15 protein-coding genes are annotated in these 17,227 nt (G+C 71.3%); 12 read left to right on the plus strand and 3 right to left on the minus strand.

Going from position 1 to position 17,227, the window contains the following annotated elements:
- Positions 1-10: 10 nt before the first annotated feature.
- Entirely contained in the window at positions 11-1,828 is a 1,818-nt protein-coding gene (locus N864_RS00485) for an ABC transporter substrate-binding protein (protein ID WP_034712077.1), read from the minus strand.
- Between the two features lie 233 nt (positions 1,829-2,061).
- Here N864_RS00485 and N864_RS00490 point away from each other — a divergent pair, with 233 nt between their 5' ends.
- From N864_RS00490 to N864_RS00500, 3 genes are read left to right on the plus strand one after another with little or no spacing between them, the layout of a single operon-like run.
- Positions 2,062-2,745, plus strand: coding sequence for a response regulator transcription factor (locus tag N864_RS00490; RefSeq protein ID WP_034712080.1), 684 nt, complete (start codon positions 2,062-2,064; stop codon positions 2,743-2,745).
- On the plus strand, positions 2,746-4,131 hold the full coding sequence (locus N864_RS00495) for a sensor histidine kinase (RefSeq protein ID WP_051517999.1): 1,386 nt from the start codon (positions 2,746-2,748) through the stop codon (positions 4,129-4,131). It abuts the gene before it with no gap.
- Entirely contained in the window at positions 4,100-4,714 is a 615-nt protein-coding gene (locus N864_RS00500; RefSeq protein ID WP_155892746.1) for a GerMN domain-containing protein, read from the plus strand. Before N864_RS00495 ends, N864_RS00500 begins: the two co-directional genes overlap by 32 nt.
- 26 nt (positions 4,715-4,740) lie before the next feature.
- On the opposite strand, the gene N864_RS00505 is transcribed toward N864_RS00500, so the two are convergent.
- A complete protein-coding gene (locus N864_RS00505) occupies positions 4,741-5,742 on the minus strand; it encodes an NAD-dependent epimerase/dehydratase family protein (RefSeq protein ID WP_034712086.1) in 1,002 nt (333 codons plus the stop codon).
- A gap of 80 nt (positions 5,743-5,822) precedes the next feature.
- Between N864_RS00505 and pafA the strand changes: the two genes are divergently transcribed.
- From pafA to N864_RS00520, 3 genes are all read left to right on the plus strand, one after another.
- Positions 5,823-7,217 carry a Pup--protein ligase gene (gene pafA / locus N864_RS00510; RefSeq protein ID WP_034712089.1) on the plus strand — a complete coding sequence of 465 codons (1,395 nt, stop codon included), beginning with the start codon at positions 5,823-5,825 and terminating at the stop codon, positions 7,215-7,217.
- Between the two features lie 82 nt (positions 7,218-7,299).
- A complete protein-coding gene (locus tag N864_RS00515; protein WP_034712091.1) occupies positions 7,300-8,325 on the plus strand; it encodes an FKBP-type peptidyl-prolyl cis-trans isomerase in 1,026 nt (341 codons plus the stop codon).
- A gap of 55 nt (positions 8,326-8,380) precedes the next feature.
- Positions 8,381-8,767, plus strand: a complete 387-nt coding sequence (locus tag N864_RS00520) for an FKBP-type peptidyl-prolyl cis-trans isomerase (protein WP_034712094.1) — start codon at positions 8,381-8,383, stop codon at positions 8,765-8,767.
- Between the two features lie 3 nt (positions 8,768-8,770).
- Here N864_RS00520 and N864_RS00525 read toward each other — a convergent pair whose 3' ends face one another.
- Positions 8,771-9,880 (minus strand): DUF3866 family protein, encoded by a 1,110-nt coding sequence (locus N864_RS00525; protein WP_034712096.1) that lies wholly within the window; start codon positions 9,878-9,880, stop codon positions 8,771-8,773.
- Between the two features lie 33 nt (positions 9,881-9,913).
- On the opposite strand from N864_RS00525, the gene N864_RS00530 reads away from it, so the two are divergent.
- The 6 genes from N864_RS00530 (at position 9,914) to N864_RS00555 (ending at position 17,049) form a co-directional block, all read left to right on the plus strand.
- Positions 9,914-10,897: a helix-turn-helix transcriptional regulator gene (locus tag N864_RS00530; protein ID WP_034712098.1), complete on the plus strand. Its 984-nt coding sequence runs from the start codon at positions 9,914-9,916 to the stop codon at positions 10,895-10,897.
- Complete coding sequence (locus N864_RS00535) at positions 10,897-11,889, plus strand: helix-turn-helix transcriptional regulator (RefSeq protein ID WP_034712100.1); 993 nt, start codon at positions 10,897-10,899, stop codon at positions 11,887-11,889. Before N864_RS00530 ends, N864_RS00535 begins: the two co-directional genes overlap by 1 nt.
- Before the next feature lie 96 nt (positions 11,890-11,985).
- Positions 11,986-12,282 (plus strand): Sec-independent protein translocase subunit TatA, encoded by a 297-nt coding sequence (gene tatA, locus N864_RS00540; RefSeq protein WP_034712102.1) that lies wholly within the window; start codon positions 11,986-11,988, stop codon positions 12,280-12,282.
- Positions 12,283-12,328: 46 nt separating this feature from the next.
- Entirely contained in the window at positions 12,329-13,132 is an 804-nt protein-coding gene (gene tatC, locus N864_RS00545) for a twin-arginine translocase subunit TatC (protein WP_338033610.1), read from the plus strand.
- A gap of 9 nt (positions 13,133-13,141) precedes the next feature.
- Positions 13,142-14,128 carry a diacylglycerol/lipid kinase family protein gene (locus N864_RS00550; RefSeq protein ID WP_240474143.1) on the plus strand — a complete coding sequence of 329 codons (987 nt, stop codon included), beginning with the start codon at positions 13,142-13,144 and terminating at the stop codon, positions 14,126-14,128.
- Positions 14,128-17,049, plus strand: coding sequence for a DEAD/DEAH box helicase (locus N864_RS00555; RefSeq protein WP_034712146.1), 2,922 nt, complete (start codon positions 14,128-14,130; stop codon positions 17,047-17,049). The genes N864_RS00550 and N864_RS00555 overlap by 1 nt, the downstream gene beginning before the upstream one ends.
- Positions 17,050-17,227 lie beyond the last annotated feature (178 nt).

Genomic DNA, 17,227 nt, shown 5'->3' on the forward strand with positions numbered 1-17,227 from the left:
GTCCTTCCGGTCAGCCGCCCTGCTTGTCCGCGGACAGCCAGACGTTCGTCGGGTCGAAGTTCTGCATGGCCGGGACATAGACCGCGCCGTGCACCTGGGCCGCGTGGTAGTTGGCCTGCTTCGGGTTGGTGATCGGGAAGAACGGAGCGTCGGCCATGACCTGCTTGTCGGCCGCTGCCCACAGGGTGCGGGCCTCGTCCTCGGTCTTGGCGTTGGCGCCCTTCTTGATCGCGTCGTTCGTCGTCGGGTTGTCGTAGAGCCCGAAGTTGCTGCCGACCGGCGGGAACGATGCCTTGCCCGAGAACAGCGGGTTGAAGAACGACAGCGCCGCGTTGCCGTACCAGTCAGCGCCCCAGCCGGCGACCGCGAGGTCCCAGACGCCGCGCTTGGCGACGGACGGCACCTGAAGGTACTTCGTGTAGAAGTCGGCGTTCGGTGAGGGCACGCCCTCGACCTTGAAGCCGGCCTTGGACAGGTCCTGCTGCGCGGTCTGGAACGTCTTGCTGCTGCCCTCGGACGAGTTGCGGTAGAGCATCTTGACCGTCAGCCCGTTCGGGAAACCGGCGTCGGCGAGCATCTGCTTCGCCTTCGCGGCGTCGTACGGGTAGAGGTCGAAGTTCTGCTCACCACCGACGATGTTCGACGGCAGGACGTGGCTGAGCGGGTCGTTCAGCTTCGGGCCGCCCAGCACCTGGATGATGTTGTTGCGGTTGAGCGCGTAGGACAGGGCCTGACGCACCTTGACGTTGCCCATCGCGCCGTTGTTGTTCGGCGACGCCGTGTTGAACACGATGTACGGGTTGCTCGACGCCGAGGGACCGATGTTGAGGTTGGGGTCCTTCTTGGCGATGAGGGCGGGCAGCTGCGACGGCGGCGGGAAGTTGTCGAACTCCATGTCCGCACTCGCGCTACCGGTCTGCAGCTGCTGCTGCGTCGAGTCCTGCGTGACCGTCTCGTTGATGACGATCTTGTCGACGTAGGCCTTGTGGACGGGGTCGCTGGCCGCGTCCCAGGCCGGGTTGCGCGAGAAGGTGATGTTCTTCGTCGGGCTGTAGCTGTCGATCTTGTACGGTCCGTCCGAGATGGTGTGCTGGCCGAGCTCTGGGCTGGCCGGGAGGTACTGGTCGTACTCCTTCGGCGCAGCGGAGAAGGCCGGCAGCGTCAGCATGTCGGTGAAGTACGCCGCTGGGTGAGTCAGCGTGAACTCGAGCGTGAGGTCGTCCTTGGCCACCACGCCGGGCAGGTCCGTCTTGTTGATGTAGTCGGCCACGCCCTTGGCCGACTTGTCCGAGATCTTGGCGAAGCCGTCACAGAACTGGGTCATGCCCTTGATGAGGTCCTCGTAGTCCGGGAGGCCACCGAAGGGCTGGACCGGGTTGCAGGTCCGCTTGACGCCGCGGACGAAGTCCGCCGCTGTGACCTGGCGAGCCGGCTGGGTGTCCCACTTGACGCCGTTGCGGATCTTGATCGTGTAGGTCAGGCCGTCGGCGCTGATCCCGTTGCCCTGCGTCGGCAGCGACTCCGCGATGTCGGGCACCGACTTGGTCGTCTGACCCTCGACTGCCGGGTAGGTGAACAGCTGCCGGCTCCAGATCCTCGCGGCGAGGTAGCCGATGCTGTAGTACGTGATGTTCGGGTCCATGTAGTCGACGTCGCCCGAACCCAGCATGTTCAGCGTGCCGCCCTTGACGGCCTGGGCGGAGCCCCCGCCGCCGCCGGTCGACCCGCCGCTCGGAGTGCTGGGCGACCCGCCGCACGCCGCCAGGCCGACCAGGCTCAGCGTCGAGGCAGCAGCGACGAGCGCGACCCGTCTTGTCCTGCTTGTCATGTCACTCTCCTTCGAGACCATGTCTCGTGGGACTCCGGACCGGGATCGGCCGGCCTCGGTCTTGCGGCTGTCACGCTAGGCACCCGGATGCGCCTCGGGCCGGGACTGGCGGGAGGTGTCACGGGAGTGTCATGTGAGCGTCATGTACCACGCGTGTGTGTGACATTTTCATGACGGCGGTGAGTCCAGCCGGCCCCCAGCGCGCGTCCAGCAAAGAGAGCAGAATGTGGGGTGTGACGCGCCAGCTGCTTCTCGTCGAGGACGACTCCAGGGTGCGTCGCGTGCTGCGCATGGCCCTCGAGGACGAGGGGTTCCACGTCACCGAGGCTGCGGACGGCTCCCAGTGCCTGTCGGCGATGCGGGAGCACTCCCCGGACGTCGTGCTCCTCGACGTCATGCTGCCGGACCGCGATGGCTTCTCGGTGTGCCGTGAGATCCGCAAGGACAGTGACGTCCCCGTCATCATGGTCACGGCCCGCACCGACAGCCACGACGTCGTCGCGGGCCTCGAGGCCGGGGCGGACGACTACGTCACGAAGCCGCTCGTCTCCAAGGAGCTGGCGGCACGGATCCGGGCCCTGCTGCGCCGGGCCGAGCCTTCGCTGGAGCAGCATCGCAAGCGGCTCGGCTTCGGCGACCTCAGCATCGGCCTCGACGACGGTGTGGTGCTGCGCGGCGACGAGGAGCTGGCCCTGACCCGCACCGAGTTCCGGCTCCTCGCCGAGCTGGCCATGGCGGACGGCGGGATCTGCAGCCGGGAGCACCTGCTCGACCGGGTCTGGGGCTACGGCTACTTCGGCGACAGCCGCATCGTCGACGTCCACATCCGGCGCCTGCGGGTCAAGGTCGAACGCGACCCTGCCAACCCGCGCCACGTCGTCACGGCCAGGGGACTCGGCTACCGGCTGGTGGGGTAGGTGCGCCGGCGCGAGGCTCGACTTCGGACGCCGAGTGGCCGCCGCCTCGGCCTGCGCGATCGGGTCTCCATCGCGTTCGGCCTGCTCGCCCTCGCCCTGTCGGCGCTGCTGTCCCTCATCGCCTGGGGCGTCGTGTCGCAGTACCTGGTGGGGGAGCGCCAGTCGGCGGCACTGGCCCAGGCGGACCTGCACCGCTCGCTGCTGGCGACGGGCATCGTGCAGCGCAAGGAGTCGGTCGCCCTCCTGCTGAACGGCCTGCCGACGAACGGGGCGACCGGCGCGACGGCGGTCGTGGGCGGTCGCTGGTATGCGACGTCGCCCCGGGTGCAGCCGGCGACCCTGCCGAACGAGCTGATCGCCGAGGCGATCGCGGGGGAGACTGCGACGCAGCGGATCCGGCTCGAGGGCGGGCTCTACCTCGCCGTCGGCATCCCGCTGGCCCAGAGCGACGACGCCTTCTTCGAGGTCTTCCCCATGGACGAGACCGAGGAGACGCTGCGCACCCTGTCGTGGGTCCTGAGCGGGACCGCGGCCGCCACGACCGTCCTCGGCGCCGCGTTCGGTCGGGTGGCGAGCGGCATCTCGCTCCGGCCGCTCAATGAGCTGAACGCGGCGGCCGCGGCGGTGGCCGGCGGTCAGCTCGACGCGCGGCTGCCCACGGGGGACGACCCCGACCTCACGCCCCTTGCCCTCTCCTTCAACCGGACCGTCGGCGAGCTGCAGCACCGCGTCATGGCCGATGCACGGTTCGCCGTCGACGTCGGTCACGAGCTGCGCACGCCGCTCACGACGATGCTCAACTCGATGCAGGTCATCAAGAACCGCGAGGACCGGCTCCCGCCGGAGCTGCGGGAGCCGCTCGAGCTGCTCGAGAGCGACCTGGAACGCTTCCGCGCGCTCGTCGTGGACCTGCTCGAGATCTCGCGCCACGACGCCGGGGAGCAGCTGGTCCTCGCGCCGGCGGCGATCGGCCGGCTCGTGCGCCTCGCCGCGGACACCGCCGCCGGCCGCCCGGTCACGACGATCGACGAGAGCGCCCGGCACGTGACGCTCTCGGTCGACAAGCGGCGGCTCGAGCGGGCCATCGTCAACCTCGTCAACAACGCGGAGACCCATGGGGGAGGCTGCACCGGCGTCACGGTGCGGATGGAGGACCACCACGTCGCCATCGAGGTCGACGACAAGGGGCCGGGCGTGCCGGCCGAACGACGCGCCCTCGTGTTCGACCGCTTCGCCCGAGGGAGCGGCACGACGAGCGGCGGCGTCGGTCTCGGGCTCGCCATCGCCCGCCGGCACATCGCCGCGCACGGCGGCACGGTCCGCGCCGAGGAGTGCCCGGGAGGAGGTGCCCGCTTTGTCATCAGCCTGCCCCTCGCGCGGCCCTGAGGACCGGCGCCCCTCGCGCGCGACGCGTCGGCTGCTGCCGTATGCCGTGTGCCTCCTCCTGCTCGCCGGCTGCGGGATCGGCCCGCAGACCGATCCCGTCGTCGTCAGCATCCCGCCGCAGACCGCCATCTCGGTGCCGACGACCGTCGTGTCCGGGGTGCCGCTCAGCGTGCAGGTGTATCTCCTCGAGGGCTCGCACCTGTTCCGCGTGACCCGCACGGTGCCACCGGGGCCGGGGATGCAGCCGACCCTGTCGGCCATCTCCGCCCCGATCTCGCCGGACGAGCGGTCACAGGGACTGCGCACTGCCCTGCCGCCGTCGGTGCGCCCACTGCGGGGGTCGATCACCGGCGGTGACATCGCGAGGATCGAGGTCCCGCCGGGGTTCGACCGGCTCCCGGTGCAGGAGCAGATCAACGCGCTCGGGCAGCTGGTCTTCACCGTCACGGCCGACACCCTCGCCACCGGCGTGCAGCTCGTCGAGGACGACAAGCCGGTCGCGGTGCCGGATGCGAGTGGGCAGCTGCAGGACCGCCCGGTGACGCGGGAGGACTACGCGGTGCTCGCGCCGCGCGCCAGCTAGCAGGGCTCGCGAGGGCGCTTCGGGGGTCAGGGGAGCCGGGCGATGAGGGCGAGCTCGTCGCGCCGGTCCAGGCCGGCCCCCCGGCGGGGGCGGTCGAGGCCGAGTTGCCTCTCCCAGGCGGCGGCGTCCTGGACCACGACGTCGAGCGTGCGGTGGGTGAGGCCGTCGCGGGCCGCCGCCTCCCCGCTGCGGTCCATGAAGGCGGACCACTCGGGGTCCGCGATCCAGAGGGGGAGGGAGCGCGGGCCCATGAACTCCTCGACGCCCGCGGAGCGGAGCACCTCGTCGGACGCGGGCACCGTCCGGCCGGTGAAGCCGGCGCGGCTTCCCGAGGCCTCGAGCACGTCGCCGAGGGAAGCGGCCGGTCCCACCGCGTTGCGGACTCCACAGACGCCCTCGAGCCCCGCGGCGACGAGCCACTGCGCGAGGTCCTCGACGTGCACCCACTGGACCGGACGGTCCCGCCGCTCAGGGGCGAGGACGGGGGAGCCGTCCTGGCCGGCGAGGGCGAACCGCCCCGGCCAGTAGCCGAACCGGTCGCTCCGGTCACCGCGACCGACGATGAGGCCGGCCCGCGCGACGAGCACGTCGTCGCCGCGCTCCGAGCGCACCGCGTCCTCGCAGGCCACCTTGCCCTCGCCATACTCCTCGGGGGCCGCGAAGTCGCCCGTCACGGCTGGCAGCGTGGCGGCCGACTCGTCGGCGCCCGGCTCGTCGTGCCGGGCGTAGACCGACGCCGAGCTGACGAACACCCACCGCCGCGCGGAGGCGCCGAGGGCACGGACGGCTCCACGCGCGTGCACCGGCTGGCGAGCGAGGTCCACGACAAGGTCCCATTCGACGGGAGGGAGCACAGCGGCATACACCTGATCGTCGTCACGGTCCCCACGCAGCAGGCGTGCGCCGTCGGGGACCGAGCCACTCGCTCCGCGGGCGAGACAGGTGACCTCGTGACCCGCGTCGTGGGCGACGCGGGCGACCGCACCGCCGAGCCAGGAGGTGCCGCCGAGGACGAGGACACGAGTCATGCGGCCCAGCAGACCACGACGAGCCGCGCCGGGGAAGGATGTTCGCGGCGGGCGCATCGTCAGCAACCTAGAGTGGATTCATGGACCGGCGGATCTTCGGGATCGAGAACGAGTACGGCGTCACGTGCACGACGCGCGGTCAGCGCCGGCTCACGCCCGACGAGGTGGCCCGCTACCTCTTCCGCAAGGTGGTCGCCTGGGGGCGGTCGAGCAACGTCTTCCTCGGCAACGGCGCCCGGCTCTACCTCGACGTCGGCTCGCATCCCGAGTACGCCACCGCGGAGTGCGACTCGGTGCGTGAGCTGGTCATTCAGGACAAGGCGGGGGAGCGGATCCTGGAGGGGCTCGTCGAGGACGCCCAGCTGCGCCTGCAGGACGACGGCGTGGAGGGCGAGATCTTCGTCTTCAAGAACAACACCGACTCGGCCGGCAACTCGTACGGCTGCCACGAGAACTACCTCTACAGCCGGTCCGGCGACTTCCAGCGGGTGTCGGACATGTTCATCCCGTTCCTCATCAGTCGCCAGATCACGTCGGGCGCGGGCAAGGTCGTCGCGACCCCGCACGGTGCCACCTTCGCCGTGAGCCAGCGCGCCGACCACATCTGGGAGGGCGTGTCCTCCGCCACGACGCGGTCCCGGCCGATCATCAATACCCGGGACGAGCCGCACGCCGACGCGGAGAAGTATCGGCGGCTGCACGTCATCGTCGGTGACTCGAACATGTCCGAGACGACGAGCCTGCTCAAGATGGGCTCGGCCGATCTGGTCCTGCGGATGATCGAGGCGGGGATCGTGATGCGGGACCTCACCCTCGAGAACCCGATCCGCGCCATCCGCACCATGAGCCATGACATCACCGGCCGAGCGACCGTGCGGCTCGCGAACGGCCGGGAGATGTCCGCGCTCGACATGCAGCGCGAGTACCACGACAAGGCAGCCGACTTCGTCGACCGCGAGGGCATCGTCTCCGACGACGTCAAGCACGTCCTCGACCTGTGGGGCCGGGCGCTCGACGCCATCGGTGCCGGCGACCTCGACGCGGTCGGCACCGAGATCGACTGGGTCATCAAGCACCAGCTCATCGAGCGCTACCGCGCCAAGCACGGGCTCGAGCTGTCCGACCCGCGGATCCTGCAGATCGACCTCGCCTACCACGACATCAACCGCCGGCGCGGCCTGTTCAACCTGCTCCAGCGGCACGGTCGGACGGCGCGGGTGGCGAGCGACGTCGAGATCTTCGAGGCGAAGGTGCGCCCGCCCCAGACGACGCGTGCCAAGCTCCGGGGCGACTTCATCCGCGCCGCGCAGGCGCACAGCCGCGACTTCACGGTCGACTGGGTCCACCTCAAGCTCAACGACCAGGCGCAGCGCACGGTCCTCTGCAAGGACCCGTTCCGGGCGGTCGACGAGCGGGTCGAGCGCCTGATGGAGTCGATCGAGCGCTCGTCGCCGCCCCGGCACCGGCCGCTCTGAGGGCGCCACCTCGCGTCGAGCCATTCATGGGTTCGGGGGTTACAGTGGCGACGCTCTGCCCCCTATCCTCCTGAGGTCCTCCGTGCGTCTCACCCGTCCCGCGCTGGCGATCGCCGCCGCGCTCGGCCTGTCCCTTCTCGCCGCGTGCGGCTCGACCAACCCGAGCCCGGGTGCCACGTCGACGGCGGCCCAGAGCGGTGCCGCCGGTGCCACGAGTGCCGCCTCGACGCCGCTGCCCGGCGCGGTCGGCATCGACGCAGTCTCCGCCACCGGTCCGGTCGACTTCACCACCGCCCCCAAGGTCGAGTTCGCCAAGAAGCCGGTCTCGACGAGCACCGTCACGTCCAAGGCCCTCGTCAAGGGCAGTGGCCCCGCGTCGACCGCCAAGGACACCGTCGTCGTGCGCGCGCAGATCTTCAACGGAACGACCGGCAAGCTCGTCGACAACGGCTACGACCAGGGCCGCGGCGCGGAGGGGTTCCGCCTCGGGCGCACCGACCTGATCAAGGGGTTCGCCAAGGGCCTCACCGGGGTCCAGAAGGGTGAGCGCATCGCCTTCACCATCCCGCCGAGCGAGGCCTTCGGCAGCGCCGGCAACCAGAACATCGGGATCGGCGCCAACGACACGATCGTCGTCGTCGCGGACGTCAAGGACGTCCACACGGCGCTGACCGAGGTGACCGGCACCCAGGCCCCGAGCCCCGCCGGGATGCCGAAGGTCGACTTCCCCAAGGGTCCGACCCAGGCTCCCACCGTCACCATCCCGAAGACCGCCGCCCCGAAGAAGACCGAGCAGGCGACCCTCGTCGAGGGCACCGGGCCGACGGTCGAGAAGGGCCAGACGATCACCGCGCAGTACCACGGGGTCCTCTGGAAGGACGGCTCCGTGTTCGACTCGTCGTGGCAGCGCGGCGAGCCCGCCGACTTCCCGATCGGCGTCGGCGCGGTCATCCCCGGCTGGGACAAGACCCTGGTCGGCAAGAAGGTCGGCAGCCGCGTGCTCCTCGTCATCCCCCCGGCCGACGGCTACGGCTCGCAGGGCATGGGCGACAAGATCTCGGGTACGGACACGCTCGTCTTCGTCGTCGACATCCTCGACGCGTACTGACCGACGTCCGACCACGACACGCCGCAGCGACACGCGACACGGAAGCAGGAGCAGCATGGCACTCGACCCCAACCGCACGAAGCCCGAGATCGACTTCCCGGAGGGCGACGCCCCGACCGACCTCGTCATCGAGGACCTCATCGTCGGCGACGGCACCGAGGCGAAGGCCGGTGACACCGTGAGCGCCCACTACGTCGGCGTGTCGCACTCGAGCGGGGAGGAGTTCGACTCCTCCTGGGGCCGCGGCCAACCGCTCGAGTTCCGGCTCGGCGTCGGCATGGTCATCCCCGGCTGGGACCGGGGGATCGAGGGGATGAAGGTCGGCGGCCGCCGCAAGCTCACCATCCCGCCGCAGCTCGCCTACGGCGACCGGGGCGCCGGCGGCGCGATCGGCCCGGGCGAGACCCTGATCTTCGTCGTCGACCTCGATGACGTGCGGTAGGTCTCAGGTCCCAGGCTCCTCCAGGAGCAACCGGGCGGCGAACCGCCCCGCGACGGCCGAGGCGAGGAAGCTCGCCCGGTCGTCGTCGTGTCCCCGCCCCATCGTCGAGAGCCGCACCGGGCTCTCGCGCAACGCGGCGTCCAGGCCGTCGCAGCTGACGTCATACGGGCTGAGCCGTCCGCCGCTGCCCTCACAGAGGGCGCGCGCCTCGGCGCGCACTCGCTGACCGAACGGCCCGGGCAGGAGCGGCACGGGCACGTCGGCGGGCACGAGCGCGACGCGGCCGTATGCCGTTGAGCTGTGGTGTGACAGGCCCCGGTGCCTCTGGCGGGGGTCGGCCTCCGAGACGCGAAGGGCGCACACCGGGCGGCCGTGCAGCACCCCGGCGGCGTTGACCGCCTCTCCCGCCGAGGTGCCGGAGAACCCCCACCGGGTGCCGGTCCCGAGGTTGCCCGGACCCTGGGTCACCACGACGAGGTCGGCCCCGACGACGTGGCGGGCAGCCAGCAGCCCGGTGTGGACGTTGACGGCCTCGAGGTCCCCGCCGTAGGCCTGCCCCACGGTGACGGACGCGGCGAGCCAGCCGGCGTCGCGCAGCCCGGCCACGGTGCGGGAGAAGGCGATCGGCAGCGCGCCACCGTCGGTCATGACGTAGGCGACCCGCAGGTCGGGGGCGGTCTCGTGGACACCGGCGAGGACCGCGGGGAGGGCGGAGTGCAGGTCGGCGACCACGACCGGCAGGCCGGCGAGGTCGTCCGCCTCGGCGAGCGCGGCGTGGTGCTCGCTGTCCTGCTCGTCGACCCCGAGAACCATCGTCTGGCTCGGCGTGTAGCGCGCCTTGACCAGGTGTCCCGGCACGGCCCGGACATCGGCCAGCGGCTCGGGCAGGTCGTCGGGAGCCGCCACGATGATCGCGAGGCCCCCCGTGCCGAGGCCCCGCTCAAGCGCCGTCGTGTTGAGCAGCACTCGGGTGCCCGGCGCGAGCTCGCCGACGACATCGACGTAGCCGAGCGCCCGGACGGTCTCACCGGAAGGCAGCTGGGCGGCATACTCCCTCGAGCCCGCCCAGCCGGAGCGAGTCGCCACGATGACAGCCGAACGCCACTGGATCATGCGGTGAATGTACCGACCGGATAGGTTGACGCCATGAGCCCAGCGTCGCCGTCTGCCGAGAAGACCGAGCGGTTGCTCAACCTCATCCTCGCGCTCAAGTCGGCCCGGCGGCCCGTGTCCAAGCAGCGGCTGCGCCAGTCGATCGACGACTACCGCACCGCCTCCTCCGACGAGGCCTTTGACCGGATGTTCGAGCGGGACAAGGACGACCTGCGCGAACTCGGCATCCAGGTCCGGGCCACCGTGCTCGACCCGTTCTTCGACGACGAGGTGGGCTACCGGATCGACTCGTCGGAGACGACACTGCCGGCCATCTCGTTCGAGCCCGACGAGCTCGTGGCCCTCGCGCTCGCGGCGCGGGCGTGGTCCGGTGCCAGCATCAGCGGGTCGGCCGCGGCCGCGCTGCGCAAGCTCCGGCTCGGGGGAGTGGAGGTAGACGAGGCGATCCCCGCCGGCGTCGAGCCCCGCATCCGCACCAAGGAGCCGGCCTTCGACGCGGTCCACGCCGCCGTGCTGGCCCGACAGCCGATCACGTTCGACTACCGGCGCGCTGACGGCACGGTCTCGACGCGGCACGTCCGGCCGTGGGCGCTGAAGAGCTGGCGGGGCCGGTGGTACCTCGCGGCCCACGACGTCGACCGAGGCGAGCGCCGCGCGTTCCGGCTGAGCCGGGTCGTCGGGCCGGTGCGGAGGAAGGGCAGGGCCGGCTCCTACGAGGTCCCGGCGGACGCCGTGGTGGACCTCGACCTCGGCGGGCCCGACAGCGAGGCGGAGCGCGGCACGGCCGTGGTGCGGATCCGCCGCGGCACCGGACACAGCCTGCGCCGGCAGGCGCTGCGCGAGGCACGGGTGGGCGAGGACTGGATCGAGCTGGAGGTGCCCTGGGTGCGCGGACGGACGGAGCGGGACGTGGCGGCACTCGGGTCTGCGGCGCTGGCCGTCAGCCCGGACGAGCTCGTCGAGACGGTCCGCACCGCGCTCGCGGGTGCGGCCCGTGCCCATGGAGGTGCCGCCTGATGGCCGCAGCGAGGCCCGCGCCCGAGACGGCGACCCAGCGGCTGCAGCGGCTCCTGTCGCTGGTGCCGTGGCTGCTGCAGCACCCGGGGGTGTCCGTCGCCGAGGCAGCGGCCGAGTTCGGCGTGACCGAGCAGCAGATCGACGACGACCTCAACCTCCTGTTCGTCTGCGGCACGCCGGGCGGCACCCACGCGGAGCTGATCGACGCGCAGTGGGAGGACGGGCACATCTACCTGTCCAACGCCGACGACATCGCCGCGCCCATGCGGCTGACCCGGGACGAGGCCGTGACGCTGACGGCGGGGCTGCACGCGCTCGTCGCCTCGCTCGTGCAGCCCGACGTCGTGGAGCGGACCCTGGCGAAGCTGCGCAGCGCCAGCCTCGAGGTCGACGGCCCGACCCTCGACCTTGACATCGACGACGGCCGGCAGCACCCGGCGATGGAGCCGATCCGGGAGGCACTCTCGGGCAGGCGGCGCCTGCACCTGACCTACTGGGTGCCGTCGCGGGACGAGTCGACCGAACGCGACGTCGACCCGATGCGCGTGCTCAACCTCGACGGGCACTGGTACCTCGAGGGGTGGTGCCACCGCGCCCTCGGCGTCCGGCTGTTCCGCCTCGACCGGATCGAGTCAGCGATCGTCCTCGAGGCCGACGGGACCCCGCCGGAGGGCGCCCGGCCGCGGAACCTCGAGGTCGACGTCTTCGTGCCCGGCGAGGACGACCTGACCGTCGTCATCGAGGCCGAGCCCGACTCGGCGTGGATCGGCGACTACTACCCGACGGAGTCCGTCGCGCATCGTGACGACGGGAGCGTCCTGATCACGATGAAGGTCGCCGACCCTGCGCTCGTGCAACGCCTCATGCTCCAGCTCGGCGGCTCCGCGCGGGTCGTCGAGCCGGCCGACCTGGCCGAGCGGATCGCCGACGAGGCGCGCGCGGCCCTGCTTGCCTACGAGGGGCCGCCCTCGGTCTCAGGAGCCCCTGACTGAGCACGTACGCCTGTCCGGATCGGCACGTACACTGGCAGGCGCAGCACCGCATTGCCCCGGCGTCGTCGTCGGGCCCAGACGTCTGAGGAGACGACCATGGCCGGCTTGGGAGCCCCAGAGCTCATCGTCATCGCGATCGTTGTCATCGCCCTGTTCGGGTGGAAGAAGCTGCCCGACATCGCCCGCAGCGTCGGGCGCTCGGCCCGCGTCTTCAAGTCCGAGGTCGAGGAGATGAAGAAGGACGGCCCGGTCTCCCAGAAGACGGTCCAGGGTGACGTCATCTCCAAGGATGCCGAGCGCCGTGCCGCCGAGGAGCGGGCCGCCGAGGCCGAGCGCAAGGCGGCCGAGGCGCGGGCCGAGGTCGAGCGGCTCCGCGGGGACACGACCGTCTGAGCTGAGCGGCATACCGTCCCGTCCTCTTGTGAACTGAAGGTCGCCCGTGCTGCGCAAACGCAACCCCGAGGGGCGGATGTCCCTCGCCGAGCACCTCCGCGAGCTGCGCAACCGGATCATGATCGCGGCGGGCGCGATCCTCGTGGGCGCAATCGTCGGGTGGATCTACTACGACACGATCATCGGCCGGCTGCTGAAGCCGCTCAAGGACGTCGCCGCCCAGCGCGGTGACCAGGGCCTGGTCAACATCAACTTCGGCGGGATGACCGACCCCTTCGCGACGAAGATCACCGTCTCCCTCTTCACCGGGCTCATCCTCACCTCGCCGGTCTGGCTGCTGCAGATCTGGGGCTTCATCGTCCCCGGACTGACGAAGAAGGAGAAGCGGATCGCCCGCCTCTTCACCGTGGCCGCCGTGCCGCTCTTCCTCGCCGGCTGCTACTCCGCGTTCGTCATGGTGCCCAAGGCCGTCTCGGTCCTGCTCGACTTCACCCCGAGCGGCGCCTTCAACCTGCAGGAGGGGACGGCCTACCTCAACTTCGTCCTGAAGTTCATCCTCGCCTTCGGGTGCGCGTTCCTGCTGCCGGTCTTCCTCGTCGCGCTCAACCTCGCCGGTGTCCTGCCCGCCCGCACCATGCTCAAGGCATGGCGGCCCGCCGTCATGATCATCTTCATCTTCGCGGCCGTCATGACGCCGACTCCGGACGCCTACACGATGATCGTGCTGGCCACGCCGATGATCGTGCTCTTCTTCGCCTCGGTGGGCCTCGCCTTCTTCTTCGACCGGCGCCGCGAGCAGAACAAGCCGGACTGGCTCGACGTCCCCGACGACCAGGCGTCGGCCCTGTAGCGTTCGGCTGTGTCCGAAGCGTCTGCACCGACCGACGGGGCCGACGCCGTCGTGTCGCACTCCGAGCCCAGTGCTGCGGGCGACGAGTCACCCGAGCACGTGGCCCTTGTGGTCAACCCGACCTCCGGCAAGGGGATGGGGCGCGTCGCGGGGGAGCGCACGCTCCGGCTGCTGCGCGAGGCGGGCTACCGCGTCACGGACGCCACGGGGCACACGCTGGCCGAGGCGCGTCGCCGGGCCGAGGACGCGATCGAGGCGGGTGCCGGCACGGTGTGTGTCGTCGGCGGGGACGGCATGGCGCACCTCGGCATCAACCTGACGGCGGGCCGAGCGGTCCACCTGGCCGTCGTCGCCGCCGGCACCGGCAACGACTTCGCCCGCAACCTCGGCCTGCCCGTCCGCGACCCCGAGGGGGCCGTGCGGCTGATCCGCGAGGGACGGACCCGCCGGGTCGATGCCGGGCGGGTCGAGACCGCCGAGGGCAAGCGCTGGTTCGGGGGAGTGCTCGGCGCGGGCTTCGACGCCGTCGTCACCGCGCGGGCGGCTCGGATGAGCTGGCCCCGGGGACAGATGCGCTACAACCTCGCGGTGCTGCGCGAGCTGCCGGTGTTCCGCCCCATCCCGTATGCCATCGAGTGTGACGGCGAACGGGTCGAGACCCGCGCCATGCTCGTGGCGGTCGCGAACACCGCGTCCTTCGGTGGCGGGATGCGGATCTGTCCGGAGGCGAGCCCGACGGACGGGCTGTTGGACGTGCTGATCCTCCACGCGATCTCGATCCCCGGGTTCCTCAGGGTGTTCCCCTCCGTCTACTCCGGCTCCCACGTGGGCCACCCGCGCGTTGAGATCCGGCGCGCCGCGCGGGTACGTCTGGAGGCGGCCGGCGTCCCGACGCAGGCCGATGGTGAACCGTTTGCCCCGTTGCCCCTGGAGGTGGAGAACGTGCCGGGCGCCCTCACGGTCCTCGCGCCGACCTCGCCGGGACGGCCGCGATGATGCCGTCCGCCTGGCCGCAGCTCGCCGAGTTCGCCGCCCAGCTCGACTTCCCACTCGACGACTTCCAGGTCGAGGCCTGCCGCGCCGTCGAGGATGACCGCGGGGTGCTCGTCGCCGCCCCGACCGGTGCCGGCAAGACGGTCGTCGGCGAGTTCGCCGTCCACCTCGCCCTGCAGCAGGGCCGCAAGGCGTTCTACACGACGCCGATCAAGGCCTTGTCGAACCAGAAGTACAACGACCTGGTGCGCCGCTACGGCCCCGAACGTGTCGGGCTGCTCACGGGCGACGCGTCGATCAACGGCGAGGCTCCTGTCGTCGTCATGACCACCGAGGTGCTGCGCAACATGATGTATGCCGGCTCGAGCACCCTCACGGGGCTCGGCTGGGTCGTCATGGACGAGGTCCACTACCTGGCCGACCGGTTCCGGGGAGCGGTGTGGGAGGAGGTCATCATCCATCTGCCCCCCGACGTCAGGGTCGTGTCGCTGTCGGCGACGGTCTCGAACGCCGAGGAGTTCGGCGCGTGGCTCGGCGAGGTACGGGGCGAGACGGAGGTGATCGTCTCGGAGCACCGGCCGGTGCCGCTGTGGCAGCACATGATGGTCGGCCAGACCCTGTTCGACCTCTTCGTCGAGGAGTCGACCGGCGACGGCGGCGAGGCTCGGGTCAACCCGGACCTGCTCCAGAGCATCCGGGCCGTCGACGGCCGCGGCAGCTGGGACTCGCACTGGTCGGCCGGGCCCTCGCGCCACGGCCGGGCGCAGGCCAACGGCGGTGGTCGGGGCGAGGTGCACCGCAACTCCCGTGGAGACGGCAGAGGGCGCGGTGACGACGGCGGCCGTGGCGGCCGTGGCAGGAGCCGCGGCGACGCCGGGAGTCGCGGGCAGGGACGCGGTCGCGGACGGGACGACTACGGCTACGGGGCTTCGGGCCGCTCCCGGGGTCCGGGTGGCGGCGACGGCGGCCGTGGCTTCGCCCGAGGGAGCCGCCCCGGCGGGGGCGCGACGCGGGTCGAGGTCATCAACCGGCTCGAGCGCGACGGCCTGCTGCCCGCCATCACGTTCATCTTCAGCCGCGCGGCCTGTGATGCCGCGGTGGCCCAGCTGCTGGCGAGCGGCAGGCGTCTGGTGCCGGAGGCCGAGGGTGAGCGCAACCGCCGCCTCGTCGAGGAACGCGTGCAGTCGCTGCCCGACGAGGACCTCGGGATCCTCGGCTACTGGGAGTTCGTCGAAGGCCTGTCGCGCGGCTTCGCAGCCCACCACGCGGGCATGCTGCCCACCTTCCGGGAGATCGTCGAGGAGCTCTTCACGGCGGGCCGGATCCGAGCCGTCTTTGCGACCGAGACGTTGGCGTTGGGGATCAACATGCCGGCGCGCACGGTCGTCATCGAACGGCTGGTGAAGTTCAACGGCGAGAGCCATGTCGACGTCACACCGGCGGAGTACACGCAGCTGACCGGACGCGCCGGCCGCCGCGGCATCGACATCGAGGGGCACGCGGTCGTGTTGTGGAGCCGCGGTCTCGACCCCGAGTCGGTCGCGGGCCTCGCGTCGACGCGGACCTACCCGCTCCGCTCGAGCTTCCAGCCGACGTACAACATGGCCGTCAACCTGGTCCGCAGCGTCGGCCGGGAGCGGGCCCGCTCGATCCTCGAGAGCTCGTTCGCCCAGTTCCAGGCCGACCGCGCCGTCGTCGGCTTCGTGCGCACGGTCCGCCGCAACGAGGAGGCTCTCGCCGGCTACGCAGAGTCGATGCAGTGCGACCTCGGGGACTTCCAGGAGTACGCGGCGTTGCGCAATGAGATCCGCCACCTCGAGAAGGAGGGTGCCCGGCAGCGCTCGGCCTCGTTGAAGGCGGCAGCCGCCGTATCCCTCGAGTCGTTGCGCATCGGCGACATCATCCGGATCCCGGCCGGGCGGCATCGCGGCCTGGCAGTCGTCGTGCTGCCCAACCGCGGAGGTAGGGGCGAGGCGGCATCTCCGGCCGTCGTGACCGAGGACCACCATCTGCGCCGGCTCTCGCTCAACGACGTGCCCGGCCCGATCGAGCCCCTCGGCACCATGCGGGTGCCCAAGCACTTCAACGCCAAGAACCCCAAGGCACGTCGCGACCTGGCCGCGACCCTGCGTGCGTCCCTGCCGTATGACCCGCCGCCGCGGACCGGCCAACCGGTCCCCGAGTCGGCGGTCGACGACCGGATCGACGAGCTGCGCCGCCGCATGCGCGAGCACCCCTGTCACCAGTGCCCGGACCGCGAGAATCACGCGCGGTGGGCTGAGCGGTGGTGGCGGCTCAACCGCGAGACCGAGGGCCTGCGTCGCAAGATCGAGAACCGCACCGGGACGGTCGCGAAGACCTTCGACCACATCTGTGAGCTGCTCGTGCGGATGGGGTACCTCGAGTCCGACGGTGAGCGGGTGACCTCCCACGGGGAGCAGCTGCGGCACCTCTACACCGAGAAGGACCTGCTCGCGGCCGAGTGCCTGCGCGAGGGAATCTGGCGGCGTCTGGACCCTGCTGGCCTGGCCGCCGTCGTGTCCGCGCTCATCCACGAGCCCCGGCGCGACGAGGTGGGTCTAGCACCCCGCTGGCCGACCGAGGACGTGCGCGAGGCGGTCGAGCGGATGCTCGACATCTGGTCGGACATCGACGATGCCGAAGCCGATCTCGGGCTGCCCCGCACCGGCGCTCCGGACGCCGGCCTGGCCTGGGCTGTCCACCGCTGGGCGAGTGGTCGCCGCCTCGAGGAGGTGCTGTACGGCAGCGAGCTCGCGGCGGGCGACTTCGTCCGGCGGTGCAAGCAGGTGATCGACCTGCTCGGTCAGCTGACCGATGCCGCTGACCCCGTGCTGCGTGAGACGGCGCGCCTAGCGGCGAGTTCCGTGCTGCGCGGCGTCGTCGCAGCCGACCGCCTCGACTGAGCTCGACGCCCACGCGGTGTCCGTATGCCGCTGAGCCGCGTCGCGCCTGCCCGTGACCTTGGTGACTGGCTGAGCTGGGTGCTCGGCCACGCTGCGACGGGGCGTTCCGCGGCGCGCTGCACGCTTCCGGAGCCTGTCGAACCGTGGGTGTCGGTGGTCGCGGTTAGGGTTGAGGAGC

This window comes from Intrasporangium chromatireducens Q5-1 (assembly GCF_000576575.1).
In the GTDB taxonomy this organism is placed as follows: Bacteria; Actinomycetota; Actinomycetes; order Actinomycetales; family Dermatophilaceae; genus Intrasporangium_A; species Intrasporangium_A chromatireducens.

What these genes read in the sequence shown, in the direction of transcription:
- N864_RS00525 (WP_034712096.1), bottom strand. Translation starts at nt 9,880, where the DNA reads ATGATCCAGTGGCGTTCGGCTGTCATCGTGGCGACTCGCTCCGGCTGG.
- N864_RS00555 (WP_034712146.1), top strand. Translation starts at nt 14,128, where the DNA reads ATGCCGTCCGCCTGGCCGCAGCTCGCCGAGTTCGCCGCCCAGCTCGAC.
- N864_RS00485 (WP_034712077.1), bottom strand. Translation starts at nt 1,828, where the DNA reads ATGACAAGCAGGACAAGACGGGTCGCGCTCGTCGCTGCTGCCTCGACG.
- tatA (WP_034712102.1), top strand. Translation starts at nt 11,986, where the DNA reads ATGGCCGGCTTGGGAGCCCCAGAGCTCATCGTCATCGCGATCGTTGTC.
- N864_RS00535 (WP_034712100.1), top strand. Translation starts at nt 10,897, where the DNA reads ATGGCCGCAGCGAGGCCCGCGCCCGAGACGGCGACCCAGCGGCTGCAG.
- N864_RS00505 (WP_034712086.1), bottom strand. Translation starts at nt 5,742, where the DNA reads ATGACTCGTGTCCTCGTCCTCGGCGGCACCTCCTGGCTCGGCGGTGCG.
- N864_RS00520 (WP_034712094.1), top strand. Translation starts at nt 8,381, where the DNA reads ATGGCACTCGACCCCAACCGCACGAAGCCCGAGATCGACTTCCCGGAG.
- pafA (WP_034712089.1), top strand. Translation starts at nt 5,823, where the DNA reads ATGGACCGGCGGATCTTCGGGATCGAGAACGAGTACGGCGTCACGTGC.
- N864_RS00530 (WP_034712098.1), top strand. Translation starts at nt 9,914, where the DNA reads ATGAGCCCAGCGTCGCCGTCTGCCGAGAAGACCGAGCGGTTGCTCAAC.